The sequence below is a fragment of the Arthrobacter sp. 35W genome (assembly GCF_000482545.1).
Lineage (GTDB): Bacteria > Actinomycetota > Actinomycetes > Actinomycetales > Micrococcaceae > Specibacter.
Genome location: NZ_KI519454.1, coordinates 2,042,734 through 2,068,262, shown reverse-complemented (window position 1 = coordinate 2,068,262; position 25,529 = coordinate 2,042,734). Strand labels below are relative to the sequence as shown.

Here is a 25,529-nt window from a genome sequence, read left to right as displayed (position 1 = left end):
CCCGCGTTCCGGGGCCGGTGGTTGTTCCAGAACAGATCGATGGTGTTGGACCAGCGAAAGTGGACGTGTGGTGGCCGCTACCCTCGTGCCGGTGATCCACGAACGGATCGCACAGTGCACTACGTCAGTCCTTGTTGAACGCCTGGTGCCCGGGGCGCAGCTGGTGGTCTCCGTTGACGGCACGGAATACAGCGCCATTGCCTCCGGATCATCGGTGCAACTGGCGGTGCCACCGCTGGCCGGCCGGGCGGTTCTGAGGGCCAGGCAGGATGCCGGATCGGGATTCACCCCGTGGTCCGCGGACGTGGAGGTGGAGGAGGCCCTGCTTCCCCCGGCCACATCCCCCCGGCTGCCGGAGGAGGTGGGCACGTGCCGCCAGTGCGTGCACGTGTCGGGGCTGGTTCCCGGCGCCGTTGTCGAACTGGTCCTCCAGTCCACCGGCGGCATGGTGGGCACGGGGACCGCCGACGGCGCCGGCACGGCCTGCGTGGACGTTGACCTGTCCGCCAACCAGGGCAAGGGTGCTGATGTGCTGGGTGCCCGGATGGTGGTTTGCGGCCAGCCAGGGCCCTCCTCCAGCGCGCCGGTCACCGGCCGGACAAGGTTGGAAAAGCCGCAGGTTCTTGGACCACTGTTTGGCTGCCAACGCATGGTGCCCGTCAGGAACCTCACGCCAGGGGCCAGGGTGCGCTTCGAGATGGGCACGGATGAGCTGGGCAACCTGTGCTCTTGTGAAGCCGCCGTCAACGCCTGGATTGGCAGCGACTTGGTGGCCGGGCGGCAGGTGCGCGCAGTGCCCTATTGGGACTCGGCCCAGTGCAGCGGGGATGGACCGCCCAGCGACTGGGTGCCGGTGGTCCCCCCGGACGAGCGGATCAAGCCGGTTGTCCTTCCGGCCCTGGTGGCCGGGGACCGCACCATCCGGGTTGGCAACCAGATTGCCAACGCCACGGTGGTGGTCCGGATCCGTCCGGATGAACACAGCGATTTCGAGGAATTCGGCCCAGCCGCCACCAGCGAGAATCCGGAGTTTGGCCTGAACGCGCCGCTGGCGCCCGGCAATGTCGTCACAGTGGTGCAGACCCTGTGCACCGTCGCGGTGGAATCGGACCCCGTCACGGTGCTGCCGGGTCCCGCTGTGGTCCTCCCGCCGGTGGTGGTGCCGCCGGTGAACCGCTGCGGTGCGGGCGTCCTCGTGGCGAATCTGCATCAGGGGGCGCTCGTGCGGGTCTTTGCCGATGGCATCCCGGTGGGCGCCGCCTGGGCCGGGGAGCGGAGCAGCGTCGAGGTTCCGGTGAACGTTGCGGCCCACATGGCCATCACCGCCACCCAGGTGGTCGGCGGCGTCCCCAGCCTGCCCTCAAGCCCTCCCGTCGAAGTGGGCGTGGCCGAGCCGGGAGTGCCACGCATTCTGGAACCCGTCGCCACGGGGGACCGCATGGTGTGGGTCAGCCATGTGACCCCGGGGGCCCGCATCACCGTCTGGAGCGGTGCCGTGCAGCTGGGCAGCGTGGAAGCCACGGAGCCGGTGGTGCAGGTGCCTGTTGCGGCGCTGGCCGGCCCCGTCCATGCGACGGCTCTGCTGTGCGGAACAGTTGCCCGGGGGAGGGATGTGCAACCCATCGCCCCGCCGTCGGGCACCGGCGGTTTCAGCCAACCGGGCGAAGGGCCCAAGTCGTACGCGGACTTCCCCGTCCCGGCCGGCGTTGACGGCGCTGCGTTCACCATGCCGATCCAGGGCCAACTGTACTTTCCCTCCAACGACGGCAAGACCTGGCCACACGGCGCCCGGAAGGCCCCGCTGGTGGTCATTGCCCACGGATATTGGGCGCCAGGGGTGGGCAGCTATCTGGGCTACGACTACCTGGGCCGGCATCTGGCCCGCTGGGGGATGGCGGTCTTCAGCCTGAACTTGGACGTGGTGAACGGGGAAACCAATCACACCGATGCGCACCAGTACGCCCGGGGCGAGATCATCCTGCACGCCATCGATGCGCTGGCCTCCGACCCCGGCCTTGCGGGGAAACTGGACACCTCACGGGTGGGATTGGTGGGGCATTCCATGGGCGGGGAAGGAGTGGTGCTGGCCCAGCATCTGAACGCGAGCGGGGCGCGGGGCTACGGCATACGCGCCGTGGTGAGCATTGCGCCCACCAACTACCGCACCGAGGTCAGCCTCCGGGACGCCAAGTACGTGCAGATCCTCGGATCAATGGACCTGCTCAGCCGTTCGCTGTTGGGGTCGGAGTGGCTGAACGGTTTCAGGATCTACGACCGGGCCTTCTCGCCCAAGTCCCACACCTGGATCTACGGTGCCCGGCACAATGCCTTCAATAGGGTCTGGCTCCAGAACGGCGATACCTTCGAGGCAGGGTGGGCGGATGCCGCCCTGCCGCCGTCGGAGCACGAGAACATTGCGCGCACCCTGATCAACGCCTTCTTCCAGGACGTGCTGTTCACCAGGCACGCTTATGCGGGCTATCTGGAAGGCACGGTGCTGCCGGAATCCCTCCGCCAGCTGGAGGTGTACGTCCAGCACCGGCACGAGCCGCGCACGGTCATCGACAATTTCGGCGATCCGGACGAACAGGCGGCGCTGGCCGCCCAGCCGCTGGACAAGACGGCGAACAGCCTGACGCTGCCCGCCACGGCGGAGGGGGCCGGGCTGCTTTTCTGGGACGATGTCCAGCACACCGCCTCCGGGGCGGCCACGCCCCATGAGACGCAAAGCACCGAACTCGCGTGGAACCCGCCAATGGCGGCGGATGTCCGGTACAGCACCGCTGCGGGCGGGCTGGCCGCAACCCCAGACGGTGCCCTCTCGTTCCGGGTGGGCCAGTTCTACCCGGATGACTCACTCAACCCGGCCGGCGCCGCCGCTGATCTGTTGGTGACCCTCGACGACGGCGGCCAGCAGGCCACCGTGCGCGCCGGTGCCATTGGTGCCATCCCGTACCCCGATGTCCGCCCCGCCGCGGCGGGGCTGTGCCCGATGCGGTCCATCAGGATCCCGATGGACGCTTTCACGGCGGCCAACGCCTCCTTTGATCCTGGATCTATCCAACGGATCATTTTCTCCCTCACGGCCCGGCCGACGGGGCGCATCTTCGTCGACGACATCGAAATCACCAGCTGAAGGGAGGGGCAGACATGGCACAGGAGCGTGACCTCGCAGCCGGATCCGGCCGTCAGGAGACCCAGGGGCGCCGAGCGTGGATCCGCGTCGACAAGGCTGCGGCCAGTCCCGCTACCACCCGGGGCGTGTACGACGTCGCCATCACCGGTGTGAACCTGCACATGGCAGTGGTGCCGCCGCGGATCATGGTCGGCGGGGTGCCCCTGCAGCAGCTGTCCTTCGAGCCGGGCGGCCGCAGGATCACTGGAGTTCTTAGGGGCGCGCCGGAGGGCGGCAGCGTCAGCGTGGACTACGGCTTCGCCAGCGCCGGGACAACACTGCACTGGATGGAACATGGTGGTCCCGCCCCGACAGGCTAGGCGGCCCGGGAGCGGCCACACCGGCACTGGGCCGGCACACACCTATGCAGCAACATCGCCCAAGGCCGCGCTGGCAGCCACGGTCCAGGACCGGCATTTCCGGATGCGCATGGACCGGATTGACACGCACGGAACCGCCAGCGCGCGCTACGCGGGCAGGCACCGGCATCGGGGGATCGGCCGGTCCTACAAGCATCAACCAGTGCGGCTGCTCACGGTGGACAGCGATGTGATCGTTGTTCGCTAGGGTGTGGGCGAGGTCCCTGCCGAGTTCGTATTGGATGAAGCCCGGGACTACCAGACCAAAAAGAAACACCCCGGTCCGAAGACCGGGGTGTAACCGATGTCGCGGGACATGGTGGGAACCATGTCCCGAGACATCATATTGGTGCCCCGGGCGGGAATCGAACCCACGACCAAGAGATTAGAAGGCTCCTGCTCTATCCGCTGAGCTACCGAGGCGTTGGCCCTGGCGAGCCTGCTGTTGCAGGACGCTGAACCGGCATTCACTCTATCAATACGTCAGGACTGAATACGCATTTGACGTTGCCCTGGCCCACGGCAAATTGATGCCGAGTCCTGCACAGGTCCCGGGCTGCACAAACGAGTCCACATCCCGGCACTGCCGAGACCCGGGCACGACCGATCGGCGCTTAGCTTGAATCATCCATTCGCGACCGCCGCGGCGGTGTCCAGGGAAGGCAATGACATGTCAGACAGCATCACGCTCCGCGGTTTCGTGGCCAGCGACGTCAGGATGATCATCAGCGAGCAGGGGGTGCCCATTGCCTCGTTCCTGCTGGGCTGCACCGAGCGCCGGCAGGACAAGGCCACCGGCCTGTGGGCTGACGGCGACGTCAACTGGTACCAAGTTTCGACCTTTCGCTTTCTTGCGCAGAACACGGCGTTCAGCATCAAGAAGGGGGAGAAGGTGCTCGTCACTGGCCGATTGAAGCTGCGGCACTGGACCAAGAACGACGGCACCATGGCGGCGTCGCTCGATCTGGCTGCTGAGTCGCTGGGCCATGACCTCAATTTCGGCACCGCCGTCTACCAGCGGCAAAACGCGCAGCGCCGCGAAGATGAAGCGATGCGCCTGTCCGGGTCAGCGCACCATGACGCGATCCCGCACACTGCAGACAGCCCCGCCATGGAACGGACCATGGGGGAGCGCGACGGCGACCAGGACGAGTTCGAGGACGAACCTGATGAGGCGGCCAGCGCCGAGACGACCACGGACGGTGGAAGCGGCGGCGCTGACGGCGAGGACACCGATGAGTCTGAGGAATTCGACCCCATGACGGGTGAACTTCTTGGTGCCCAGGCTCCGTTCTGAGCCGTGGCAGAATGGCGGGGTGACTTCGGAACAATTCCCGGCGCCTAGCCGGAAGCAATCCACCCGCCTAGGCCTGCGTGCCGCTGCAGCCGCAGTGGCACTCGCCGCAGTCCTGGGCGTCAGCGGATGCTCTATGTTTCCCAACAACAACGGCGCCGTGCCGAAGCCCACCGCCACGTCGCAGCCAGCAGCGACCGACAACCCGCTGGCACCTCCCAGTCCGCCGACCCTCACAGAGCAGGTCAGTGCCGCTATCACCGGTCAGCTCACCAAGCTGGCCGCCGTCAACGGCAAGCCCACCCGGGATGAGATGAAGGCAGCGATGGTGGCCGCCGGCGTCGTCCTCGACAATGTTGAGGTTTCGATCGACAAGACGCCCACCGGCCTGGCCGTCGATGCCATTGAAGCCGCCACCAAGACGGACAAGGACTGCGTCATCGGCCAGGTCCGCGACGGCCAGGTGGCCGTCACAGTTCTGCCGGTTCTTCCCAGCGGGCGTTGCTTTGTGGGGGACCAGCACTAGGAACCGCCGCCCGCCGGACGGTGCAAGGGCAGAGTGTGCTTAACACCTAGTGGCGGCGAATGTGAGATATACGCCGGCACCCACTAGCCTTGAAGCATGGCGGAATTTATCTACACGATGACCAAGGCTCGCAAGGCCGTTGGCGAAAAACTCATTCTTGACGACGTAAGCATGTCGTTCTTCCCTGGTGCCAAGATTGGTGTCGTTGGCCCTAACGGTGCCGGTAAGTCCACCATCCTGAAGATCATGGCTGGTCTGGACACCCCCTCGAACGGCGAGGCTCGCCTGAGCCCCGGCTACACCGTCGGCATCCTGCTGCAGGAGCCGCCGCTGAACGAGGAAAAGACCGTTCTGGGCAACGTCCAGGAAGGTGTGGCCGAGATCCACGGCAAGATCGAGCGTTTCAACGCGATCTCCGAGGAAATGGCCAGCCCCGATGCCGACTTCGACGCGCTGCTCGAGGAAATGGGCAAGCTGCAGGAAGCCATCGATGCCGCCGACGCGTGGGATCTGGATTCCCAGCTCGAGCAGGCCATGGATGCGCTGCGCTGCCCGCCGGGCGACTCCGACGTCACAGTCCTCTCCGGTGGTGAGCGCCGCCGTGTTGCCCTGTGCAAGCTGCTGCTGCAGAAGCCTGACCTGCTGCTGCTCGATGAGCCCACCAACCATCTGGACGCCGAGAGCGTGCTGTGGCTGGAGCAGCACCTGAAGAGCTACGCCGGCGCCGTCCTCGCCGTCACCCACGATAGGTACTTCCTCGACCACGTGGCCGAGTGGATCGCCGAAGTGGACCGCGGCCACCTGTACCCCTACGAGGGCAACTACTCCACCTACCTGGAGAAGAAGCGCGCTCGTCTGGAAGTCCAGGGCAAGAAGGACGCCAAGATGGCCAAGCGTCTGACTGAGGAATTGGAGTGGGTGCGCTCGAACGCCAAGGGCCGCCAGACCAAGTCCAAGGCCCGTCTGGCCCGCTACGAGGAAATGGCTGCCGAGGCAGACCGGACCCGCAAGCTTGACTTCGAAGAGATCCAGATCCCGCCGGGACCGCGCCTGGGTGGCGTGGTGCTGGAGGCGACCAACCTGCAGAAGAGCTTCGACGACCGCACGCTGATCGACGGCCTGACGTTCACCCTACCGCGCAACGGCATCGTCGGCGTCATCGGCCCGAACGGTGTCGGTAAGACGACGCTGTTCAAGACCATCGTGGGCCTTGAACCGCTCGACGGCGGTGAGCTCAAGATCGGTGATTCGGTCAAGATCTCCTACGCGGACCAGAGCCGCGGCGGCATCGACCCGAACAAATCCCTGTGGGAGGTTGTCTCTGACGGTCTGGACTACATCCAGGTCGGCAACGTCGAGATGCCGTCCCGCGCCTATGTTGCCGCCTTCGGCTTCAAGGGCCCGGACCAGCAGAAGAAGGCAGGTGTGCTCTCCGGTGGTGAGCGCAACCGTCTGAACCTGGCGCTGACCCTGAAGCAGGGTGGAAACCTCCTGCTCCTCGATGAGCCCACCAACGACCTCGACGTGGAAACCCTCAGCAGCCTTGAGAACGCGCTGCTGGAATTCCCCGGCTGTGCCGTGGTGGTCTCGCACGATCGCTGGTTCCTGGACCGGGTGTCCACCCACATCCTGGCCTACGAAGGCACCCCGGAGAACCCGGCCAACTGGTACTGGTTCGAGGGCAACTTTGAGTCCTACGAGGAGAACAAGATCGAGCGTCTGGGCGCCGATGCGGCCCGTCCGCACCGCGTCACCCACCGCCGCCTGACCCGCGACTAAGCGATTCTCCGCCCGCTGCACCAGCGGGACGCGGATGGCCGGCCCCTTTTTGGGGCCGGCCATTCGGCGTTTAAGGGCCCGGACCGGGATGCGGTTACTCCAAGGAGGCGAGCCGACGGCGGAGGAACTGTTTGTCGTCATCGGCCAGGTCACTGGCCAGCGCCTCACGGTACGATTCTGCGGCCTCAGCGCTGCGTCCAATCCGCCGCAGGAGATCGGCCCGTGCAGCCCAGACCTGTCCGGCGAGCGGTCCGCTTGGTGTCGGCCAGGAGGAATCGAGATCGTCCAGCGCGGCTTCTGGGCCGACGTCGGGGCTCAGGCCGCGGGCGATGATGCGGTTCAGTACGACGACGGGAGCCGGCCAGACCGCGTACAGGCGCTCGTACAGCCGCGTGATGGCAGGCCAGTCGGTGGCCTCCCATGTTGGGGCGGCGTCGTGGATCCCGGAGATGCCTGCCTGAAGTGAGAACCGGCCGCCGCCCGGCAGTGCAGCGGCGGCTAGCAGCATCCCTTCGGTGATCAGGGCCTGGTCCCAAAGCGATCTGTCGGCCTCCTCCAGACTTGGCCGGGCGCCGTCGTCGTCCGAGGAAGGAAACCCGGCTTGGCGGGCCTCGGTGAGCAGCAACAGCGCGAGCAAGCCCTTCGACTCGAGGTGCTCCGGATGCAGCCTGACCAGATCGCGGCACAGGCTGATGGCCGTTGCACGGACGGTCTGCGGCACGTTGCCGGGGCCCGGCGAAGCGCCGTGGCCGACTGTGTACAGCAGGTACAACGTGGTCAAGATGGTGTCGATGTGTGGCACCAAGTCGTTGGAGTCCGCGGGTGGCAGACCCGAAGCGGAGATGCGCTTCTTGGCGCGGGTGAGCCTCGCTGCCAGAGTGGTTTCCGGGACGAGCAGGACGCGGGCGATGTCCGCGGTGCTCTGGCCGCAGACAAAGCGCAAGGCCATCGCCACCCGGTCCTGCTCGCTGAGTTCGGGGGTGGAAATCAGGGTGATCAGCAGCAGGCGCTCGTCTCCAGCAAAGGGTTCGGTCATTTCAGCTGCGTCTCTTTCCATCGGCTCCCGCGCCAGCTGTGGAAGGAGGCGCGCCTGGGTTTGGCGGCGCCGGAGCGCATCGACGGCGATCCGCCGGGCCGTGGTGGTGATCCATGCGGCGGGGTTGCGGAGTTCACCGTCGAGGGCCAGCGCCCGGATGACGGCCTCCTGGACGCAGTCCTCCGCCAGGGTGAGGTCCGAGGTGTAGCGGGCGACGGCACCAACGATCAAGGGCCAGTCGCGGCGGTACACGTCTTCAAGAGAGGCAGGCACAGTCCATTGATACGCCGTGGCCGGGGTCTCGCTCCCCACCAGCCCCCTAACCTCGCTCCGCTCGGCCAGGGAACCCGGCTGGCGTGGCCCCAAGCTCGACCAGCGAATGGGCTCAACCACCGGCGGGGTCGGGGTAGTCGGCTTCGGTCATGACGGGGTAGAGGTCCACATGGCCGCCGCTGGGGATCATGGCGGCCAGGGCGTGGACGTCGGCGTCGTCGGGCAGCTCCAACAGGTAGAAGCCGTGGTTGACTTCCTTGGCCTCGGCAAACGGTCCATCGGTGAAGACGGCCGGTCCGCCGTCCTGCCCGGGGTGGATGGAGACGGCGTGGGCGGCATCGAGTCCGCCGGTAGAGATGACGCGGCCCCCGGCGGCCTCAACCGCTGCCGCAAAGGCGCCATGGGCGGCCATGGTGTCGTTCCACAACTTTTCCGTGACCAGTGAGGGGTCGAATTCGCCTTCAACGATCACTGCAACGTACTGCTTGGTCATGATGTCCACTCCTTGGCTGCGGCGGCCGGAAGTCCGGGGAAGAACCCCGCATTCGAACCGCCTGGGTTGTCGTTACACCACTACGACGAACGGTGACGCCGGAAATCGACAACGCCACCGGAAGGATTCTCCGCCGCCACAAAGACGTTAGGCCAAATGCCCCCTAAGGCAGCGGCCTGCCCGTATTGTCCGTGTGGTCGGATTGCGTCTGGAACTTGTTGCAGAAGGCCCAGTAGGAGCCGTCAGGGAGCTGGAGAATGGTTCCACCGTCCTGCCAGATGGCGTTGGAGGCCGAAAAGTCGGATCCAATGGGATCGCCCTGGTTCTGGTGGATGTTGTGGACCCCGAGATTGCCGTCGTGGAAGGGCTCCCCAAAGACAAACACCCGCTGGGCCTGGGCGATCAGCGGCTCAAGATCCGCCAGCGCATCAGTACTCACGCCGGACTTCCACGGAATGTTGCAGAGGGGCCAGCGGACAAACGGCAGCTGCAGATTGAATCGGTGCAGCGGCCCCGGCCACCAGCGGCACCAGCGCCGGCGCAGATCCGGGTTGCGGATGTAGTCCAGGGCACCTGAGGTGGCATTCGACGCGAGCGGATGCCACCCATCCGCCAGCGCATCCACCCCCTTGAGCATGGCGGGTTTCAGCTTCACCACGCGCCACTGGACGCCGTTGGGCACCGAGTGGCTGTCGACGTCGATGGCACAGTGGTACGTCCCGGAGGGAGTGCCGACCATGAGATTGGCATGGTAGTACTGGCCGTAGTTGTTGACCGGGTCCCGGTAGTAGCTCTGCCGGGTTCCAGCGACGATTCCGTATCCGTGTACCAGTGCCATGGCCATGCCCCCTGTGAAGGCATCCCTGCGAAGGAGGGACGCGACAGCCTAAATCTACGCCCGTGGCAGCGGGTGGACTAGCTGATGCCGGGGGTCCCTGCGGGCAGGCGGATCATGCCCTCCTGTGCCACGGAGGCAACCAGCACGCCGTCGCGGTCAAAGAACCGGCCGGTGTTCAGGCCGCGGGCCCCGGAGGCGCTGGGGGACTCGGCTACATACAGCAGCCACTCATCCACCTTCACCGGCCGGTGCCACCACATGGCGTGGTCCAGGCTGGCGATGCTGAGGCCCTGGGTGATCCAGCTGATGCCGTGGCGGCGCAGCGAGGGCTCCAGCAGCGTGTAGTCGCTGGCGTAGGCCAGGGCCGCGCGGTGGAGGTTCTGGTCTTCCGGCATGGGGCCGATGGTCTTGATCCACACGGCCTGGTGGGCGGTGTGGCGTCCGTCCACGGTCAGGTAGATGCTGCTGTCGATGTGGCGGATGTCGAAGGGGCGGCCAAAGGCCCAGGCCTGCGCCACCGGATGGTCCAGGCCGCCAAGGACGTCGGCAGCGCTGGGCACCGACTCGGGGTCCGGCACGTCCAGCGGCATCGGCTCCTGGTGCTCAATGCCGGCGTCGGGCTTCTGGAAGGAGGCGATCATCGACAGGATCGGCACGCCGCCCTGGTAGGCGTGGGCGCGGCGGGCCGAAAAGGAGCGGCCGTCGCGCAGCCGCTGAACGCCGAAGGTGATGGGTTCGCGGGCATCCCCGGGCCGCAGGAAGTAGGCGTGCATCGAGTGCACGGGTCTGTCGTCGTCGACGGTCCGGATGGCTGCCATGACCGACTGGGCCAGCACTTGGCCGCCGAAGACGCGGTCGCTGACGGGGTTGCGCTCGGACTTGCCCACGCACAGTTCTTCATCGGTCCGGGCGCCGTCGGCATCGCTGAGATCCAGCAGGGACAACAGGGATTCCATCGGGTCCAGCCCCGGGGATGCATCAGTCATGATGTGACTCTATGTGGCGGACGGGCATGGTTCAAACACCGCGGGGGCGCCGGGCCGCGGGCTCCGGCTTGGTGGGACCGAATGCCTTTGAGAGGATGAGGGAATGGCAACAGTGATCCAAATTCCCCTGCAGATCCGCTTCGGCGATATTGACTCCTATGGGCACGTGAACAACGTGGTCTATCTGCAGTACTTGGAGGATGCCCGCGTCCAGCTCACGCACACCGCCCTGGCCGATGCCGCCGGAGCCGGTGCCGAGCCCCACCACAGCTTTTACGAGCTGGTGGGCCCTGAGCTGTTCATCCTGGTGGGACGCCACGAGATCGAATACCTGCTCCCGCTTCAGTTCCGTCCGACGCCGGTGTTCGTCAACATCTGGGTGACAAAGGTCGGCGGCTCCAGCTTCGAATTCGGCTACAGCGTGGCCGAGGCCGACGGCGGCACCATCTACGCGCTGGCCGCCACCTCCATGGTGCTGGTCAACCGCAGCACCGGCCGCCCCGTACGGCTCACCGACGCCCAGCGCCACGCCCTGGAAACCTGGTCCGGAGATCCGGTGCCCTTCCGGCGCCGTGCCGCGGCCGAGACCGCCCTGGCCGGTGCCAAGTGAGCGGCCTGTCGACGGCGGCGGACGTTCTGCGCCTGGCCGATGCGGGCACCGTGGCCGATCTGCGCACCTTTGTCACCCGGGCCAGGACGGCCGACGACGGCGCCATCCGGCTCCAGGGTGCCGGCTCCGTGCTCGCCGCCTACGTGTGCGTGATGCGCCCCAAGCTCCTGGGCGAGGGGACCCCCACCATCCTGGGCCTGCGCACCATGGCCCTGGCATCGCCGTCGAGCGTTGACGTCACAGTCAGCCTGGCCTCCGTTGCCGACCGGTTGGCACGGATGGAGGGCGAGGACGTGGACCTGCCCGTGCCGCCCATGACCGTGAACGAATCCTGGGCCGGCATCAGCGCACCGCGCGGCGGCTGGGAGCGGCTGGGCGACGTCACGGCCGACACGCTGATCACCGCCGCAAAGAACGGTGTACGCGAGGTGGCCCAGATCATCCCCGTGAATCCGGGCCAGATGATCGTCAACAATGCCCGTGCCTCCGTGTGGGGCCGTCCCATGGCGGATGTCCCCGGCGAGCTCCCCGCGGGCGCAGCCTTCGCAGCGTACGCCCTGGGCTTCGTGGCCCCGGGGGAGGACGCCGTGCTGTTCTCCTCGCACCGCTGGCTGCGCCTGAGCACCACCCGCGGCCACATCCTGGTGCGTCCGCCGTCGATCCTCTGACTTTGTCTCAGTAGCGAACATATTTGCCGCCGGGGAACATGCGTGGACATGTTCGCCGGCGGCATTTGTCTTCCCCACTGCGGTCCCTCCACCGCGCCCGTTGGTCCGCAGCTGTCCACAACCTGGCCTTGAGGACGCCGCTGGCCGCGCTGGCGGTGCCACCCTCGGGGAATGGGACTTCCACCACTTATCACGCGCAGCGATCTCACCCGCGTCGGGCAGGACCCGCGCTCCCTGGCACGGAGGCAGCGCAAGAGGGAACTGACTCGGGTGCGGCCAGGCGCCTATGTGGCCACCTCAGCGTGGGAGGCCTTGCGCGCCGGCGAGCGGTACGGCCTGCGCGTGGCGGCCTTCAACGCCACGACGTCGTCAGCACCGGTGTTCTGCCGGGAAACAGCGGCGCTGCTCTGGGGCCTCTGGACCGTGGGAATGCCGCCGAAGGTGCACATCGCGATGGACTACCGCGGCGGCAGGAGCTGGAACGACATCCGGGTCCACGCCGGCGACGAGTCAATGGGGTTGGTCCAGTTCGGCGGACTGCTGGCCACGGACAAGCTGCGGACCACCCTTGAACTCATCTCGACACTGCCGTTCATGTACGCGGTGGCCGTCTGCGACTCGGCCCAGCGGCCGCCGGGACGGGGGAAACTCCCGGTGGAGCCGGGGCCGGACACTGAACCCCGGTGGACCCACGATGAACCCATGGGGGCGCCGCTGTCCGTGGAGGAGCTGGAGGCCGGCGCCGCCGGGCTTCCCTCGCAGGCGAAGCGGAACCGTGCCCTCGGCATCATTGGGTTAAGCTCACCCCTGTCAGGATCGGCCGGCGAATCGCTCAGCCGGGCGAAGATGCATGTGGCAGGATTCTCCGCGCCGGAGCTGCAGCATCCATTTAACCTCCGGGACGGCAGCACCGCATTGGTCGACTTCTGGTTCCCTGCCCTGCGCATCGCGGGGGAGTTCGACGGCGAGGGCAAATACCTTCGCTCCGATTGGGGCAAGGGTCTGGATGTGGCGCAGCGGGTCCTGGCGGAGAAGAAGCGGGAGAATGCCATCCGGGCCCAGCGCGTCACCTTCGCCCGCTGGGATTGGAAGGAGCTGATGGCTCCGGGGGTTCTCGAGTCCATCCTGCGTGAGGCAGGCCTCCGCCCCGAGCTCCGCCGTCGGACGTCCCTGCAGAAATGAACAAAGATGCCGCCGGGGAACATGCGTGGACATGTTCGCCGGCGGCATTTGTGTTCGTAAGTGGAGAGTTAGTCCCCGGAGTTCACCAGCGAGTGCGCGGCACGCTCAAGGTAGTCCCACAGGGTGGCCTCGTGCAGTGGGGAGAGCTCGACGGCGTCCACGGCGGCGCGCATGTGCAGCAGCCAGCGGTCGCGTGCCGCGGGAGTGACGGCGAACGGCATGTGGCGCATGCGCAGGCGAGGGTGGCCGCGTTCCTCCAGATAGGTGCGCGGGCCGCCCCAGTACTGCTCCAGGAACATGGTCATGCGGCGCTCTGCCGGGCCCAGATCCTCATCGGGGTACATCGGGCGCAGGATCTCGTCCTCAGCGATGCCCTGGTAGAACACGTGCACCAGCTTGGCGAAGGTCTCATGGCCGCCGACGGCATCGTAGAAGGTCTCGGTGATGCCCGGCACGGCGGGCGCGGCACCAGGGCTGCCGGCCGGCATGCCCTTGCCCTGGTCCACGGGGATCAGCCGGGCCAATGGCGTGCCGAAACGGGACGGGATGGGAGTGCCGTCTTCGGCGGTGGGGGTCTGGTTGGTCTCGGTCATGACTACTATTCTCCGGCTTCCTGCTGGATGGGGCGACGTTCGCCCTCCGCGCCGGCGGAGGCGTCGGGCTCGCCGGCGGCCTCCGGGTCCACATAGTTGCCCTGCGAGCGGTTGCCCACGCGCAGGATCTCACCGTTGCGCAGGTACCAGATGGCACCGTCCTCGGCGCGGACGCGCGTGATGCGCAGGCCCACGGATTCCACCACGCCCACCACATCACTGGTCTCGATGACGTCGCCGATGCCGTACTGGTCCTCGATGGTGATGAAGATGCCGGCCAGGAAGTCGCGGATCAGCTGCTGGCAGCCGAAACCGATGGCGATACCCAGGATTCCGATGCTGGTCAGCAGGGGAGCGACATTGACCTCGAAGGCGATCAGCACGTAGAAGCCAACCACCACGACGACGCCGACACTCACCACGGAGTTCAGCAGCGAGCCGATGGTTTCGGCACGTTGGATCCGGCGTTCGGACTCCAAGTTCCGCAGCACGGGATGGGCCCATTTGAACATCCGCCGTTCGGACAGCGCGGTGCCGTTCTGGGCGCGCTTGACCACGCGGGCGATCAACTGGTGGAGGACCAGCCAGATGACGAAGCCGATGACCATGATGATGCCGGCGTCGAGCAGATGCCGCCAGAAACCATCCAGAGCATCGGGCACGGCGTCGGCCAGATCAGTCTGCAGGGGCAGTTGAAGGAGGGTGTTTTGTAGTGCCATCACGGCATCAACCCTAGCGCCGCTTCCTGAAGACCCGCTCCGAGGACACCCGCGGCGGGATTCCGCTAGACAGAGACCTGCGGTTCGTGCAGCACGGGGAAGTTCACGCTCCGGGCGATGAAGCACAACTGTGAGGCCTCATGGTGCAGGCTGGCCGCCAGTTCCAACTGGGCCGGGTCCGTGATGACCAGCTGCGGGCGCAGGGTGGCACTGGTGAACTGGCCGCTGCCATCAGGGTTCAGGAGCATGGTGCCCCTGGCGCTGTCCTGGTACTTGGTGACCACAATCCCGTGGTTCACCGCCACGTGCAGGTAGGAGAGCATGTGGCACTGGGCCAGGGCCGTGAGCAGCAGCTGCTCGGGATTCCACCGGTCGCGGTCGCCGTGGAAGGTGGGGTCCGCGGAGCCGAGCAGCATAGGCAGCCCGGCGGCCGTGACGGAGTGGTCCCGTCCGTAGGCCTTGTAGCCGGAGGTGCCGGTGCCGCGGTTGCCGGTCCAAAAGACAGTGACATCGTAATGGTGTTCGTGGATGGCCATGGTGCCAGCCTAGCGCGAGGGGGCGGTCCGGTGGTCGAGCTGGTCGAGACCTCGCTCCCCAGCCGCTCCCGCAACTCGCAAGCTCGTCGCGGGTCCCTCGCGGCCGTGGCCCCAGGCTCGACCACCGATCGGTGGTCGAGCCTGTCAGGACCTATTGGTCGGCGGCCTGGGCCTTGAGGGCGCGGACGACGCCGTCGCGGCTTTCCAGCACCAGGCGGCGCATGGCGGGGGTTTCCTCGCCGAGTTCGGCCAGGAACGCATCCGTGGCATCAATCGTCTGCTGGGACACCAGCAGGGCCGGGTACAGGCCCGTGACAATCGTGGAGCTGATCTCGTGCGACTTCTCGGCCCACACCGTGCGGATGGAGCCGAAGTACTTGGCCACGTACGGCTCCAGCAGCTCCGTGTCCCAGACCCGCGAGAAGCCCGTGATGGCCGAGCGCTGGGCGGCGTTGGGCATGTCGCCGCGGACGACGACGGCGTCCCAGACGGCCGCCTTGGCCTCGGCCGTGGGGATGGCAGCCGACGCGACAGCTGCAGCGAGTGCACCCGTCTGGGTGTTGTCGCGGGCCAGCTCGGCGTCGACGTCGGACTGGTCCATGCGGCCGCCAGCCACCAGGGAGGTCAGCAGCTCCCAGCGCAGATCCTGGTCCACGGGCAGGCCCTCAAGCACCTCGGAACCGTCAAGCAGCGACGCCACAACGTTGAGCTGTCCCTCCGTCTGGGCCAGGGCCGCGAAGGACTTCACGAACTGCAGCTGGGAATCGGAACCCGGGGCCGCGGCGCGGCCAAGGTCCCGGAGACCATCGGCCGCGGCAATGCCCGTGGCCTTCTGGTGCTCGGGGGCCACGTAGAAGGCCAGCGTGCTGGCGAGCTGGCGCAGCAGCACCGTGACCACCGTGGAATCGGACTCGGAGCCAATGTTGGCCAGCACCAGGTCCACGTACTCGCGGGCGGGGGTTTCGCCGTCGCGCGCTGCATCCCAGGCCGAGGCCCACACCAGCGTGCGGGGGAGCGAGGCGGCAAAGTCCTTCAGGTGCGCCTTGGCCGTGGCCAGGGAGTGTGCATCGAGGCGGATCTTGGCGTAGGCCAGGTCGTCGTCGTTGAGCAGCACCAGATCCGGACGGGCCAGGCCCACCAGCTCCGGCACCTGGGTCACCTCGCCGTCGATGTCCAGCTCCACGCGGTGGGTGCGGACCAGTTTGCCTGTGTTCTCGCCATCGGCGGCTACGTTGTAGAAGCCGACCGCCGCGCGGTGCGGACGGATGGTCGGGTACTCGGCCACGGCGGACTGCAGCACGGCAAAAGAGGTGATGGCGCCGTCGTCGTCCACCTCGATGGCCGGCTTGAAGGTGTTCACGCCGGCGGTCTCCAGCCACAGCGCGGACCATTCCTTCAGGTCGCGGCCGCTGGAGTCCTCCAGCTCGGTGAGGAGGTCAACCAGCTCGGTGTTCCCCCAGGAGTGCTTGGCGAAGTAGGCGCGGACGCCGGCCATGAACTCCTCCTGGCCCACCCAGGCCACCAGCTGGCGCAGCACGGAGGCGCCCTTGGCGTAGGTGATGCCGTCGAAGTTGACCAGCACATCCTCCAAGTCGCGGATCTCGGCCTTGATAGGGTGCGTGGAAGGCAGCTGGTCCTGGCGGTAGGCCCAGCTCTTCTCCAGCGAGGCGAAGGTGGTCCAGGCATCGACGTAGCGGGTGTTCTCCGCGGCGGCCAGGTGCGACATGAACTCCGCGAAGGATTCATTGAGCCACAGATCATTCCACCAGCGCATGGTCACCAGGTCGCCGAACCACATGTGGGCGAGCTCGTGCAGGATGGTGATGGCACGGCGCTCAATCGTGGCCTCGGTGACCTTGGAGCGGAACACGTAGCTCTCCAGGAAGGTCACGGCCCCGGCGTTCTCCATGGCGCCGGCGTTGAACTCCGGGACAAAGAGTTGGTCGTACTTGGTGAAGGGGTACGGGGTGCCGAACTGCGCCTCGAAGAACTCAAAGCCCTGGCGGGTGAGCTCGAAGACGTTCTCCGCATCCATGTACTGCATCAGGGACTTGCGGGCAAAGACACCCAGCGGAATGACGCGGCCGTCGGAGCTGGTGAGCTCGCTGCGGATGGACTCGTACGGGCCGGCAATCAGCGCGGTGATGTAGCTGGAGATGCGCGCGGTGGGCTCAAAGTGCCAGGTGGAGCGGCCGGCGGCCTCAGCGGCAACGGGCTCCGGCGTCGTGGAGTTGGAGATGACGTCCCAGTGCGACGGTGCGGTGATGTGGAAGGTGAACGGCGCCTTCAGATCGGGCTGCTCGAAGACGGCAAACATGCGGCGGCTGTCGGGGACCTCGAACTGCGTGTAGAGGTACACCTCCTCATCGACCGGGTCCACAAAGCGGTGCAGGCCCTCGCCGGTGTTCATGAACAGCGCATCGGCCTCGATGGTGAGGACATTGTGCGCGGCCAGATTGGGCAGCTGGATGCGGACGCCGTCGGACACCTCGGCCGGATCAAGGGCGGCGCCGTTGAGCGTCACCGCATGCACGGCGTCGGTGATGGCATCGATGAACGACGACGAACCCGCCTCGGCCGTGAACACCACTGTGGTGGTGGAGGCAAAGGTCTTCTCGGACGGGGTGAGGTCGAGGGTCACGTCATAGGATTCGACGCTGATCAGGGCTGCGCGCTCGCTGGCTTCGGCGCGGGTCAGATTCATGCCTGGCAAGGTGGTTCCTCCGGTGGAAGTGTCGGATGAAGGCTGCGGGAGGACCCCGCGACAACGTGAAAGCAGTCTTTCACGTCTCTGGCGTGGTCCACGTTACACCGCGTGTTGCGCAGCGGTGCGGCCGGTTGATGTTGGACACGGCATGCGGGACGCTGGTGGAGTGGAATGGATCTTGACCAGGGGGTGGCGGCATGGCCGGCAGGACGGCTGACTCTCCGCATGGCACGGTGGACAAGAGGGCCCTGCGCTTTGCCATCGGCTTCCCGCTGGCGCTTGCGGTTGCCTTCTTTGCCGCCGGCCTGACACTGCTCAGCGACGTGCCCCGCGGCGTGGTCCTGCCCGTGGGCGGAAACCCGCTGGCCCTGCCGGTGTATCTGGCCGTGGCCGCGGTGGCCATCGCCGTCGTGGGTGCCGGCATCTCCACTCAGGCCGCGCGCACCGTGCTGCCCAGGTTGCTGCGCCGCGTCCTGCTGGGCGTGGGGATGAGCGTGCAGTTGTTCCTGGCGGCCTTGTTTGGTGCCACGCTGACGGCCCAGGCCGGGACCGATGCAGCGCCCGGCCGGCGGCTGGATGCCATCGTTCTGGCAATGGGCAGCGGTGCGGCCGTGGCGCTGGGCGTGGTGCTGGCCATGACCTTCAAGCCGGACGAGCAGTGGACGCGGGCGGACGACGAGGCCCTCACCCTGGCGCTGGACCCGCAGCTGGCTGCGGACAAGGTGGGCTACTGGGTGCATCCGCGCAGCTCCGTGGTCATCATGATCCTGCTCGCGGGGGTCCTGCCCGCGGTGTTCCTCTCGCTCATTACGCCATGGTTGGGCGTGGCATCAGTGGTGGCCGCACTAGTGGCGCTGGGGGCGTTGACAGCCCTGGTGGAGGCGGACCGGGTTGGCGTGCGGGTGCAGCTGGCCGGCGTCGTGCCGGTGATGAATGCCGCCTGCGTGGACATCGACGGCGCCGTCTCGTTGAACGTTTCCGCGGGCCACCACGGCGGCTGGGGTCTGCGCCACCACAGCGGGTCCGCATCCTTCCTGGCCGCCTCGGGAGCCGCCGTCGTCGTCCGGCGCACCGACGGCACCTCCCTGGTGATCGGTGCCCCCGAACTGGACACCGCCGACACATTGGAAGCGCTGCTCAACCGTCGGGCGGGCAAGCGGCCCTGACGACGCCGGGCCGGGTAGGCTTGACAGCGGTATTCAGCCCTCGACTTCTTAGGACTCCCCATGCGCGTTCACATTGCCACCGACCACGCGGGCCTCGAGCTCAGCGCCCACCTCATCACCGCGCTGAGCGCCAAGGGCTACGAGATGGTCGACCACGGGCCCACCGAGTACGACGCCGAGGACGACTACCCGAGCTTCTGCATCAACGCGGCCCTCGCCGTCGTGGCAGACCAGGCCGCCGGTGTGGATGCGCTGGGCATCGTGCTGGGCGGCTCCGGCAACGGCGAGCAGATCGCCGCCAACAAGGTGGTTGGCGTCCGTGCGGCCCTGGCCTGGAACCTGAGCACCGCCACGCTGGCCCGCGAGCACAACGACGCGAACGTGGTGGCCGTGGGCGGGCGCCAGCACAGCGTGGAGGAGGCCACCGAGATCATCGAGGCCTTCCTGGCCGAGCCCTTCAGCAACGCCGAGCGCCACGTCCGCCGCATTGGCAAGATCGCCACGTACGAGACCACCGGCGAGGTAGTTGCCTAGCCCATGCCCGAAGGACACTCCGTCCACCGGCTGGCCCGGCAGTTCCAGGACGTTTTTGGCGGCGCGCGGCTGGCGTTGAGCAGCCCGCAGGGCAGGTTCGCCGCCGGCGCCGCCGCCCTGGACGGCCACACGCTGGAACGCGCCCAGGCCCATGGGAAGCAGCTGTTCCTGCATTTCTCCCACGACCTGGTGCTGCGCGTGCACCTGGGGCTCTACGGGGCCTGGGATTTTGGCGGGGATGACACGTTCGCCGGGGCCTCCAGCATCGGTGCGCCCCGGCGGATCGGCGAACGCGAGCTGCCCGGGGCCTCCGGCCGTTCTGCCGGGACGGCCGGAGGAGCGCTTGTCGGGGGAGCGGGGGAGTCCGACGACGACGGCGGCCCCGCCGCCGTCTACACCGGGCCGCCCGAGCCCAAGGGCGCCGTCCGCGTGCGGCTGGTGTCGGACCACGGCTGGGCGGATCTGCGCGGGCCGACGGCCTGCGAAGTCCTCACGCCGGCCGAGGTTGCGACGGTTCTGGCGAAGCTGGGCCCGGACCCGCTGCACAATGCGCCCGGCGACATGGCCGAGTTCCGCCGCCGCATCACGGGCAGCGGCACCAACATCGCCCTGCAATTGATGAAGCAGGAGGTGCTCGCCGGCGTGGGCAATGTCTACCGCGCCGAGACGCTCTTCCGGCAAGGACTGGACCCATGGCTGCCCGGAAAGTCACTGACCGCGCAGGAGGCCGATGCCCTCTGGCTGGACATCGTCTCGATCATGGCCGACGGCGTACGCGACGGCCGCATCATCACCACGGACCCGAAACACCGTCCCGGCTCGGCCCCCACAGGCTCCGCCTCAACAGCCCCGGCGACGGGCCCCGCCAACGGAACAGACGCCGTCGTGCCCGTTCCCGTGGCCGACGCCCACTATGTCTACCACCGCACCGGGCTCCCATGCCGGCTTTGCGGCACCCCTATCGCACTGACCGACCTCGGCGCCCGCAAGCTCTACTGGTGCCCCACCTGCCAGCCCCGCTGACCCCAACTGAGTGACAGTTGTGACACGTTCCGAGGCCCGGAACGTGTCACAACTGTCACTCAGTTGGGCGCGGGAGGGGGCAAAGGGGTGTTAAACGAAGAAACCCTCCGGCAGCGGCCAGAGGGTTTGAATCTGAGGGGGCGACGGGAATCGAACCCGCGTAATCAGTTTGGAAGACTGAGGCTTTACCATTAAGCTACGCCCCCGGAAATCTCGGCCAGCGGCCGGACAACTCCTCGATAGTAGCAACCGCTGCGGCGGCCCGCAAATCGACTCCAGATGGCCGCGCGGTGAACGAGTGGTGGGCGAATGTTCACGCTGCGGCGCGTCGCGGAAGGTGCCAATTGTGCATCACAGATGTATAGGCCATAGACTGTCCCGGGCACTACGGGGCGTAGCGTAGTGGCTAGCGCGCCTGCTTTGGGAGCAGGAGACCGCAGGTTCGAGTCCTGTCGCCCCGACTCAGTACCTTCCAGCTTGGCCTCGCGGCCGGGTTGCCAGTGTGCTGGTGTGCCGACCATTTATCAACAGACCATCAGGAGTACCACGCTGTGAAGAGCGCTGTCGAAAACCTCACGCCCACTCGGGTAAAGCTCAATGTTGAGGTTCCGTTTGAGGAATTGAAGCCCAGCATTGACGAGGCTTACAAGACGATTGCTACGCAGGTCCAGGTTCCCGGCTTCCGCAAGGGCAAGGTGCCCAACGCACTGATCGATCAGCGCGTTGGCCGCGGCTACGTCCTGGAGACGGCAATCAACGAAGGCCTCAATGGCTGGTACCAGAGCGCCGTTGCCGAATCCGGCATCCGCCCGCTGAGCCGTCCCGAGGTTGAGATCACCGAGGTTCCGGACCCCACGTCCACCGACGGTGAGCTCAAGTTCCACGTCGAGATCGACGTGCGCCCCGAGATCGAGCTGCCCGATTACGCCGGCATCGAGGTTGAGGTTGAGGCCGCCGAGATCGCCGACGAGGACATCGAGAAGGCTCTGGACGAGCTGCGCGGCCGCTTCGGCACGCTGAAGTCCGTTGAGCGTCCGGCCGCCGATGGCGACTTCCTGTCCATCGACATCGCTGCCAAGATCGACGGCGAAGAGATCGACTCCGCTTCGGACCTGTCCTACCAGGTTGGCGCCGGCACCATGCTGGACGGCCTGGATGAGGCTGCAACTGGCCTGAGCGTTGGCGAAGAGGCAATCTTCGACACCAAGCTGGTTGGCGGCGAGCACGCCGGCAAGGACTCCCAGGTCACCGTGACCATCAAGTCCGTCAAGGTCCGCGAGCTGCCCGAGGCAAACGACGACTTCGCACAGCTGGCCAGCGAATTCGACACCATCGCCGAGCTCCGCGAGGACCTTACCAAGCAGGTTGCCTCCTCCAAGGCTCTGGAGCAGGGCGTTGAGGCCCGCGACAAGGTTCTGGAGAAGCTGGTTGCCCTCATCGAGGTTCCGGTTCCGGCTTCCGTCATCGAAGAGCAGATCGAGCAGCACTTCGACGGCACCGCCAACCACGGTGGCGAGGACCACGACACCGAGGAGCACCGCGCCGAAATCAAGGCCAACTCCGAGCGTGCCTTCCAGAACGAGATCATCCTCGACGCCGTTGCCGACAAGGAAGAGATCGGTGTCAGCCAGGCTGAGCTGATCGACTACATCGTCAACTCCGCCAGCCAGTACGGCATGGACCCGAACCAGTTCGCTCAGATGCTGGATTCCTCGGGCCAGGTTCCGATGGTTGTCGGCGAGGTCCGCCGCCGCAAGGCTCTGGCCGCCGTTCTGGCCCAGGCCAAGGTTGTCGACACCAAGGGTGTCGAGGTTGACCTGACCGACTTCGTCAGCGTTGCCGGCGAGGACGAGGCAGAGGCTGTTGAAGCCGTTGCCGAGGAAGCCGCTGAGGAAGCCACCACCGATCCCGGTGAAGCACGCTTCTAATCCACCAGCGTCTGTGGGCTTGAATCCCGCATAGCGCCGTAGTGGTTTCAGCTCCGCCGCCGTCCCCCGCAAGGGGGCCGGCGGCGGAGCTGTTTAACGCCGTCGTGCCCCGGCCTGCCGAACGCCCCGTGGAGCATGCGCCCACAGCGAACAGCGCCGATTTGCGAAACAAAACGAGGGCCAAAGCGGCTACTGTCCAAGTAGTGAAGATTAGTGGCCGGACGGCGTAGGCCGGCGGCCACGAGGGAGAGGTAATTCCACCATGGCACAGCACACCACACCGACGATGGCTACAGTGGACCCGGCCAGCCGGGACGACTACATCTACAACCGCCTGCTCAAAGAGCGCATCATCTGGTTGGGCTCCGAGGTCCGGGATGAGAACGCCAACGCGATCTGCTCCCAGCTCCTGCTGCTCTCCGCAGAGGATCCCGAGAAGGACATCTACCTTTACATCAACTCGCCCGGTGGATCCGTGACGGCCGGCATGGCCATCTACGACACCATGCAGTTCATCCCGAACGACGTCGTGACCGTCGCCACCGGTCTGGCTGCCTCCATGGGCCAGTTCCTGCTCTCCTCGGGCACCAAGGGCAAGCGCTATGCGACCCCCAACGCCCGCATCCTGATGCACCAGCCCTCTGGCGGCATCGGCGGCACGGCCTCGGACATCAAGATCCAGGCCGAGCTCATCCTGCACATGAAGAAGGTCATGGCCGAGCTCACCGCCGACCAGACCGGCCAGAGCGTTGAGAAGATCCTCAAGGACAACGACCGCGACAAGTGGTTCACGGCCGAGGAAGCCCTGGAGTACGGCTTCTTTGACAAGATCAGCCGCCACGCCGGATCCGTCGCCGGTGGCGGCGGAACCAACGCGAAGTAATAGGCCAAAGAGAAGATTCCAGGAGCAATGACAATGAACTACAACTTTGGTTCTACCGCCGGCAACCTGCCGAACAGCCGCTACGTCCTTCCGCAGTTCGAAGAGCGTACGCCCTACGGCTTCAAGCGCCAGGACCCGTACACCAAGCTCTTCGAGGACCGCATCATCTTCCTCGGTGTGCAGGTTGACGACGCCTCCGCCGATGACGTGATGGCCCAGCTTTTGGTGCTCGAGTCCACCGACCCGGACCGCGACATTACGCTGTACATCAACTCTCCCGGCGGCTCGTTCACGGCCATGACGGCCATCTACGACACCATGCAGTTCATCCGCCCGGAAGTCCAGACGGTCTGCCTGGGCCAGGCTGCCAGCGCCGCCGCGGTGCTGCTGGCCGCCGGTGCCCCCGGCAAGCGTCTGGCGCTGCCGAACGCCCGTGTGCTGATCCACCAGCCCGCCCTCTCGGGTGGCCAGGGTGGCCAGGCCTCCGACCTGGAGATCCAGGCCAACGAGGTCATGCGCATGCGCTCCTGGCTCGAGGACACGCTGGCCAAGCACTCCGGCCGCACGCCGGAGCAGCTGAACAACGACATCGAGCGTGACAAGATCCTCACCGCCGCAGAGGCGAAGGATTACGGCCTGATCGATGAGGTTCTGGAACCCCGCAAGATCAAGCCGGCGGCCATCACCCGCTAGCAGCAGTGCCTACCGGACGCCGGGGCATCCCATGGAAATGGAGTGCCTCGGCGTTTGGCTTCCGCCGAATGTCGTCCCCGTGGCCTAAAGTGGAGGCAAGAAGCGTGCACCGGCGGTTTGCGGCTGGTGGTTTGTCCGCTGCACTTGCAGCGGATCCAGTTCGAAGAGCAAGACATCACGAAAGGGGCCTCACGTGGCTCGTATGGGCGAGAGCACCGATCTACTCAAGTGCTCCTTTTGTGGGAAGAGCCAGAAGCAGGTCCGCAAGCTGATTGCGGGCCCCGGCGTCTACATCTGCGATGAGTGCATTGAACTGTGCAACGAGATCATCGACGAGGAACTGGCCGAGGTTGCGGACCTCGAGAGCTTTGAGCTCCCCAAGCCGCGGGAGATCTTTGACTTCCTGCAGGAGTACGTCATCGGCCAGGAGCCGGCCAAGCGTTCCCTCGCCGTCGCGGTGTACAACCACTACAAGCGCATCCAGTCCGGCCACGCCAGCAAGGGTGCCACCCTGGCCGGTGGAAAGCACGACGACGTCGAGATCGCCAAGTCGAACATCCTCCTGATCGGCCCCACCGGCTGTGGCAAGACCTACCTTGCCCAGACCCTGGCCCGCCGGCTGAACGTGCCGTTCGCCGTTGCCGATGCCACGGCGCTGACCGAGGCCGGCTATGTGGGCGAGGATGTGGAGAACATCCTGCTCAAGCTGATCCAGGCCGCCGACTATGACGTCAAGAAGGCCGAGCAGGGCATCATCTACATCGACGAGATCGACAAGATCTCGCGCAAGAGTGAGAACCCGTCCATCACCCGCGACGTCTCCGGCGAGGGCGTGCAGCAGGCGCTGCTGAAGATCCTCGAGGGCACGGTGGCCTCGGTGCCGCCGCAGGGCGGACGCAAGCACCCGCACCAGGAGTTCATCCAGATCGACACCACCAATGTGCTCTTCATCGTGGCCGGCGCCTTCGCCGGCCTGGAGGAGATCATTGGTTCCCGGGCCGGCAAGAAGGGCATCGGCTTCGGTGCACCCCTGAGCGCCCTCAAGCAGGACGAGGCCAGCTACGCGGACGTCATGCCAGAGGATCTGCTCAAGTTCGGCCTGATCCCGGAGTTCATCGGCCGCCTGCCCGTGATCACCACCGTGACCCACCTGGACCGACCGGCCCTGATCCAGATCCTCTCCGAGCCGAAGAACGCGCTGGTCAAGCAGTACCAGAAGATGTTCCAGCTCGACGGCGTGGAGCTGGCCTTTGAGGACGACGCCCTGAATGCGATTGCGGACCTGGCGCTGGCCCGGGGGACAGGTGCCCGTGGGCTGCGGGCGATCATGGAGGAAGTGCTGCTTCCCGTCATGTTCGAGCTGCCCAGCCGCGAGGACATCGCCCAGGTGGTCATCACCGCGGATGTGGTGGCCAAGGTTTCCCCGCCCACGCTGATCGCGCACGACGTGGCGGCCAAGCGCCGCAACAAGTCCGCCTAGACGCGGCTGCCCGTTCGCGGGAAGAAAGTCGGGACCGGCGCTGTTGTG

At 66.5% G+C, this 25,529-nt stretch carries 23 protein-coding genes and 3 tRNA genes; 16 read left to right on the top strand and 10 right to left on the bottom strand.

The window, feature by feature from the left end; genetic code table 11:
* Positions 1-67 precede the first annotated feature (67 nt).
* Both K254_RS0109150 and K254_RS0109145 read left to right on the top strand, forming a co-directional pair.
* Positions 68-3,136, top strand: coding sequence for an alpha/beta hydrolase family protein (locus tag K254_RS0109150; RefSeq protein ID WP_026555110.1), 3,069 nt, complete (start codon positions 68-70; stop codon positions 3,134-3,136).
* A 14-nt stretch (positions 3,137-3,150) separates the two neighbouring features.
* Positions 3,151-3,495: a hypothetical protein gene (locus K254_RS0109145; protein WP_026555109.1), complete on the top strand. Its 345-nt coding sequence runs from the start codon at positions 3,151-3,153 to the stop codon at positions 3,493-3,495.
* A 386-nt stretch (positions 3,496-3,881) separates the two neighbouring features.
* On the opposite strand, the gene K254_RS0109130 is transcribed toward K254_RS0109145, so the two are convergent.
* Positions 3,882-3,957 (bottom strand) — tRNA-Arg (locus tag K254_RS0109130).
* A 247-nt stretch (positions 3,958-4,204) separates the two neighbouring features.
* Between K254_RS0109130 and K254_RS24805 the strand changes: the two genes are divergently transcribed.
* From K254_RS24805 to ettA, 3 genes are all read left to right on the top strand, one after another.
* Positions 4,205-4,831, top strand: coding sequence for a single-stranded DNA-binding protein (locus K254_RS24805; protein WP_051389007.1), 627 nt, complete (start codon positions 4,205-4,207; stop codon positions 4,829-4,831).
* 133 nt (positions 4,832-4,964) lie between these two features.
* Positions 4,965-5,354, top strand: coding sequence for a DUF6993 domain-containing protein (locus K254_RS26145; protein ID WP_231391797.1), 390 nt, complete (start codon positions 4,965-4,967; stop codon positions 5,352-5,354).
* A gap of 96 nt (positions 5,355-5,450) precedes the next feature.
* The gene (ettA, locus tag K254_RS0109115) at positions 5,451-7,133 is read left to right on the top strand and encodes an energy-dependent translational throttle protein EttA (RefSeq protein WP_026555107.1); all 1,683 of its coding nucleotides are present in this window, start codon (positions 5,451-5,453) and stop codon (positions 7,131-7,133) included.
* 94 nt (positions 7,134-7,227) lie between these two features.
* Here the strand turns inward: ettA and K254_RS0109110 are convergent, their stop codons facing one another.
* The 4 genes from K254_RS0109110 to K254_RS0109095 form a co-directional block, all read right to left on the bottom strand.
* On the bottom strand, positions 7,228-8,442 hold the full coding sequence (locus K254_RS0109110; RefSeq protein WP_196810897.1) for an RNA polymerase sigma factor: 1,215 nt from the start codon (positions 8,440-8,442) through the stop codon (positions 7,228-7,230).
* A 112-nt stretch (positions 8,443-8,554) separates the two neighbouring features.
* Positions 8,555-8,935 carry a YciI family protein gene (locus K254_RS22565; RefSeq protein ID WP_051389005.1) on the bottom strand — a complete coding sequence of 127 codons (381 nt, stop codon included), beginning with the start codon at positions 8,933-8,935 and terminating at the stop codon, positions 8,555-8,557.
* 163 nt (positions 8,936-9,098) lie between these two features.
* Entirely contained in the window at positions 9,099-9,773 is a 675-nt protein-coding gene (locus K254_RS0109100) for a DUF2278 family protein (protein WP_026555105.1), read from the bottom strand.
* 77 nt (positions 9,774-9,850) lie between these two features.
* Positions 9,851-10,759, bottom strand: a complete 909-nt coding sequence (locus K254_RS0109095; protein WP_026555104.1) for an acyl-CoA thioesterase — start codon at positions 10,757-10,759, stop codon at positions 9,851-9,853.
* 103 nt (positions 10,760-10,862) lie between these two features.
* Between K254_RS0109095 and K254_RS0109090 the strand changes: the two genes are divergently transcribed.
* The 3 genes from K254_RS0109090 to K254_RS0109080 all read left to right on the top strand — a co-directional run bounded on the left by K254_RS0109090 (position 10,863) and on the right by K254_RS0109080 (position 13,219).
* Positions 10,863-11,369 carry an acyl-CoA thioesterase gene (locus K254_RS0109090; RefSeq protein WP_026555103.1) on the top strand — a complete coding sequence of 169 codons (507 nt, stop codon included), beginning with the start codon at positions 10,863-10,865 and terminating at the stop codon, positions 11,367-11,369.
* Positions 11,366-12,037, top strand: coding sequence for a hypothetical protein (locus K254_RS0109085; RefSeq protein WP_026555102.1), 672 nt, complete (start codon positions 11,366-11,368; stop codon positions 12,035-12,037). Before K254_RS0109090 ends, K254_RS0109085 begins: the two co-directional genes overlap by 4 nt.
* Before the next feature lie 288 nt (positions 12,038-12,325).
* Positions 12,326-13,219: a hypothetical protein gene (locus tag K254_RS0109080; RefSeq protein ID WP_051389004.1), complete on the top strand. Its 894-nt coding sequence runs from the start codon at positions 12,326-12,328 to the stop codon at positions 13,217-13,219.
* Positions 13,220-13,287: 68 nt separating this feature from the next.
* Here K254_RS0109080 and K254_RS22560 read toward each other — a convergent pair whose 3' ends face one another.
* From K254_RS22560 to pepN, 4 genes are all read right to left on the bottom strand, one after another.
* Positions 13,288-13,707, bottom strand: coding sequence for a globin (locus tag K254_RS22560; RefSeq protein ID WP_035749869.1), 420 nt, complete (start codon positions 13,705-13,707; stop codon positions 13,288-13,290).
* Between the two features lie 110 nt (positions 13,708-13,817).
* A complete protein-coding gene (locus K254_RS22555; RefSeq protein ID WP_051389003.1) occupies positions 13,818-14,531 on the bottom strand; it encodes a mechanosensitive ion channel domain-containing protein in 714 nt (237 codons plus the stop codon).
* 65 nt (positions 14,532-14,596) lie between these two features.
* Positions 14,597-15,067, bottom strand: coding sequence for an OsmC family protein (locus tag K254_RS0109065; RefSeq protein ID WP_026555099.1), 471 nt, complete (start codon positions 15,065-15,067; stop codon positions 14,597-14,599).
* Positions 15,068-15,218: 151 nt separating this feature from the next.
* The gene (gene pepN, locus K254_RS0109060) at positions 15,219-17,771 is read right to left on the bottom strand and encodes an aminopeptidase N (protein WP_026555098.1); all 2,553 of its coding nucleotides are present in this window, start codon (positions 17,769-17,771) and stop codon (positions 15,219-15,221) included.
* Between the two features lie 200 nt (positions 17,772-17,971).
* Here pepN and K254_RS22550 point away from each other — a divergent pair, with 200 nt between their 5' ends.
* Genes K254_RS22550 through K254_RS0109045 form a run of 3 tightly spaced genes read left to right on the top strand, consistent with a single transcriptional unit; the run spans position 17,972 to position 20,497 of the window.
* Entirely contained in the window at positions 17,972-18,940 is a 969-nt protein-coding gene (locus K254_RS22550; protein WP_035749158.1) for a hypothetical protein, read from the top strand.
* Between the two features lie 60 nt (positions 18,941-19,000).
* Entirely contained in the window at positions 19,001-19,474 is a 474-nt protein-coding gene (locus K254_RS0109050; RefSeq protein ID WP_026555097.1) for a ribose-5-phosphate isomerase, read from the top strand.
* 3 nt (positions 19,475-19,477) lie between these two features.
* Positions 19,478-20,497 carry an Fpg/Nei family DNA glycosylase gene (locus tag K254_RS0109045; RefSeq protein ID WP_026555096.1) on the top strand — a complete coding sequence of 340 codons (1,020 nt, stop codon included), beginning with the start codon at positions 19,478-19,480 and terminating at the stop codon, positions 20,495-20,497.
* 135 nt (positions 20,498-20,632) lie between these two features.
* On the opposite strand, the gene K254_RS0109040 is transcribed toward K254_RS0109045, so the two are convergent.
* Positions 20,633-20,703: transfer RNA gene (locus K254_RS0109040), tRNA-Gly, on the bottom strand.
* A 182-nt stretch (positions 20,704-20,885) separates the two neighbouring features.
* On the opposite strand from K254_RS0109040, the gene K254_RS0109035 reads away from it, so the two are divergent.
* The 5 genes from K254_RS0109035 to clpX all read left to right on the top strand — a co-directional run bounded on the left by K254_RS0109035 (position 20,886) and on the right by clpX (position 25,481).
* A tRNA-Pro gene (locus K254_RS0109035) sits at positions 20,886-20,958 on the top strand.
* Between the two features lie 90 nt (positions 20,959-21,048).
* A complete protein-coding gene (gene tig / locus K254_RS0109030) occupies positions 21,049-22,425 on the top strand; it encodes a trigger factor (RefSeq protein WP_026555095.1) in 1,377 nt (458 codons plus the stop codon).
* 262 nt (positions 22,426-22,687) lie between these two features.
* The gene (locus tag K254_RS0109025; protein ID WP_269209011.1) at positions 22,688-23,308 is read left to right on the top strand and encodes an ATP-dependent Clp protease proteolytic subunit; all 621 of its coding nucleotides are present in this window, start codon (positions 22,688-22,690) and stop codon (positions 23,306-23,308) included.
* A 33-nt stretch (positions 23,309-23,341) separates the two neighbouring features.
* Positions 23,342-24,001, top strand: a complete 660-nt coding sequence (locus tag K254_RS0109020) for an ATP-dependent Clp protease proteolytic subunit (RefSeq protein WP_026555093.1) — start codon at positions 23,342-23,344, stop codon at positions 23,999-24,001.
* A 193-nt stretch (positions 24,002-24,194) separates the two neighbouring features.
* Positions 24,195-25,481, top strand: coding sequence for an ATP-dependent Clp protease ATP-binding subunit ClpX (gene clpX, locus K254_RS0109015; protein WP_026555092.1), 1,287 nt, complete (start codon positions 24,195-24,197; stop codon positions 25,479-25,481).
* The last annotated feature ends 48 nt before the right edge of the window (positions 25,482-25,529 follow it).

Bases quoted from the DNA above. Each gene is read 5' to 3' on its own strand.
- ettA (WP_026555107.1), top strand. From the start codon at position 5,451: ATGGCGGAATTTATCTACACGATGACCAAGGCTCGCAAGGCCGTTGGC.
- K254_RS0109065 (WP_026555099.1), bottom strand. From the start codon at position 15,067: ATGGCCATCCACGAACACCATTACGATGTCACTGTCTTTTGGACCGGC.
- K254_RS22565 (WP_051389005.1), bottom strand. From the start codon at position 8,935: ATGACCAAGCAGTACGTTGCAGTGATCGTTGAAGGCGAATTCGACCCC.
- K254_RS22555 (WP_051389003.1), bottom strand. From the start codon at position 14,531: ATGGCACTACAAAACACCCTCCTTCAACTGCCCCTGCAGACTGATCTG.
- K254_RS22550 (WP_035749158.1), top strand. From the start codon at position 17,972: ATGGCCGGCAGGACGGCTGACTCTCCGCATGGCACGGTGGACAAGAGG.
- K254_RS22560 (WP_035749869.1), bottom strand. From the start codon at position 13,707: ATGCCGGCCGGCAGCCCTGGTGCCGCGCCCGCCGTGCCGGGCATCACC.
- K254_RS0109090 (WP_026555103.1), top strand. From the start codon at position 10,863: ATGGCAACAGTGATCCAAATTCCCCTGCAGATCCGCTTCGGCGATATT.
- K254_RS26145 (WP_231391797.1), top strand. From the start codon at position 4,965: ATGTTTCCCAACAACAACGGCGCCGTGCCGAAGCCCACCGCCACGTCG.
- K254_RS0109095 (WP_026555104.1), bottom strand. From the start codon at position 10,759: ATGACTGATGCATCCCCGGGGCTGGACCCGATGGAATCCCTGTTGTCC.
- K254_RS0109100 (WP_026555105.1), bottom strand. From the start codon at position 9,773: ATGGCACTGGTACACGGATACGGAATCGTCGCTGGAACCCGGCAGAGC.
- K254_RS0109145 (WP_026555109.1), top strand. From the start codon at position 3,151: ATGGCACAGGAGCGTGACCTCGCAGCCGGATCCGGCCGTCAGGAGACC.
- pepN (WP_026555098.1), bottom strand. From the start codon at position 17,771: ATGAATCTGACCCGCGCCGAAGCCAGCGAGCGCGCAGCCCTGATCAGC.
- K254_RS0109050 (WP_026555097.1), top strand. From the start codon at position 19,001: ATGCGCGTTCACATTGCCACCGACCACGCGGGCCTCGAGCTCAGCGCC.
- K254_RS0109025 (WP_269209011.1), top strand. From the start codon at position 22,688: ATGGCACAGCACACCACACCGACGATGGCTACAGTGGACCCGGCCAGC.
- K254_RS0109020 (WP_026555093.1), top strand. From the start codon at position 23,342: ATGAACTACAACTTTGGTTCTACCGCCGGCAACCTGCCGAACAGCCGC.
- K254_RS0109045 (WP_026555096.1), top strand. From the start codon at position 19,478: ATGCCCGAAGGACACTCCGTCCACCGGCTGGCCCGGCAGTTCCAGGAC.
- K254_RS24805 (WP_051389007.1), top strand. From the start codon at position 4,205: ATGTCAGACAGCATCACGCTCCGCGGTTTCGTGGCCAGCGACGTCAGG.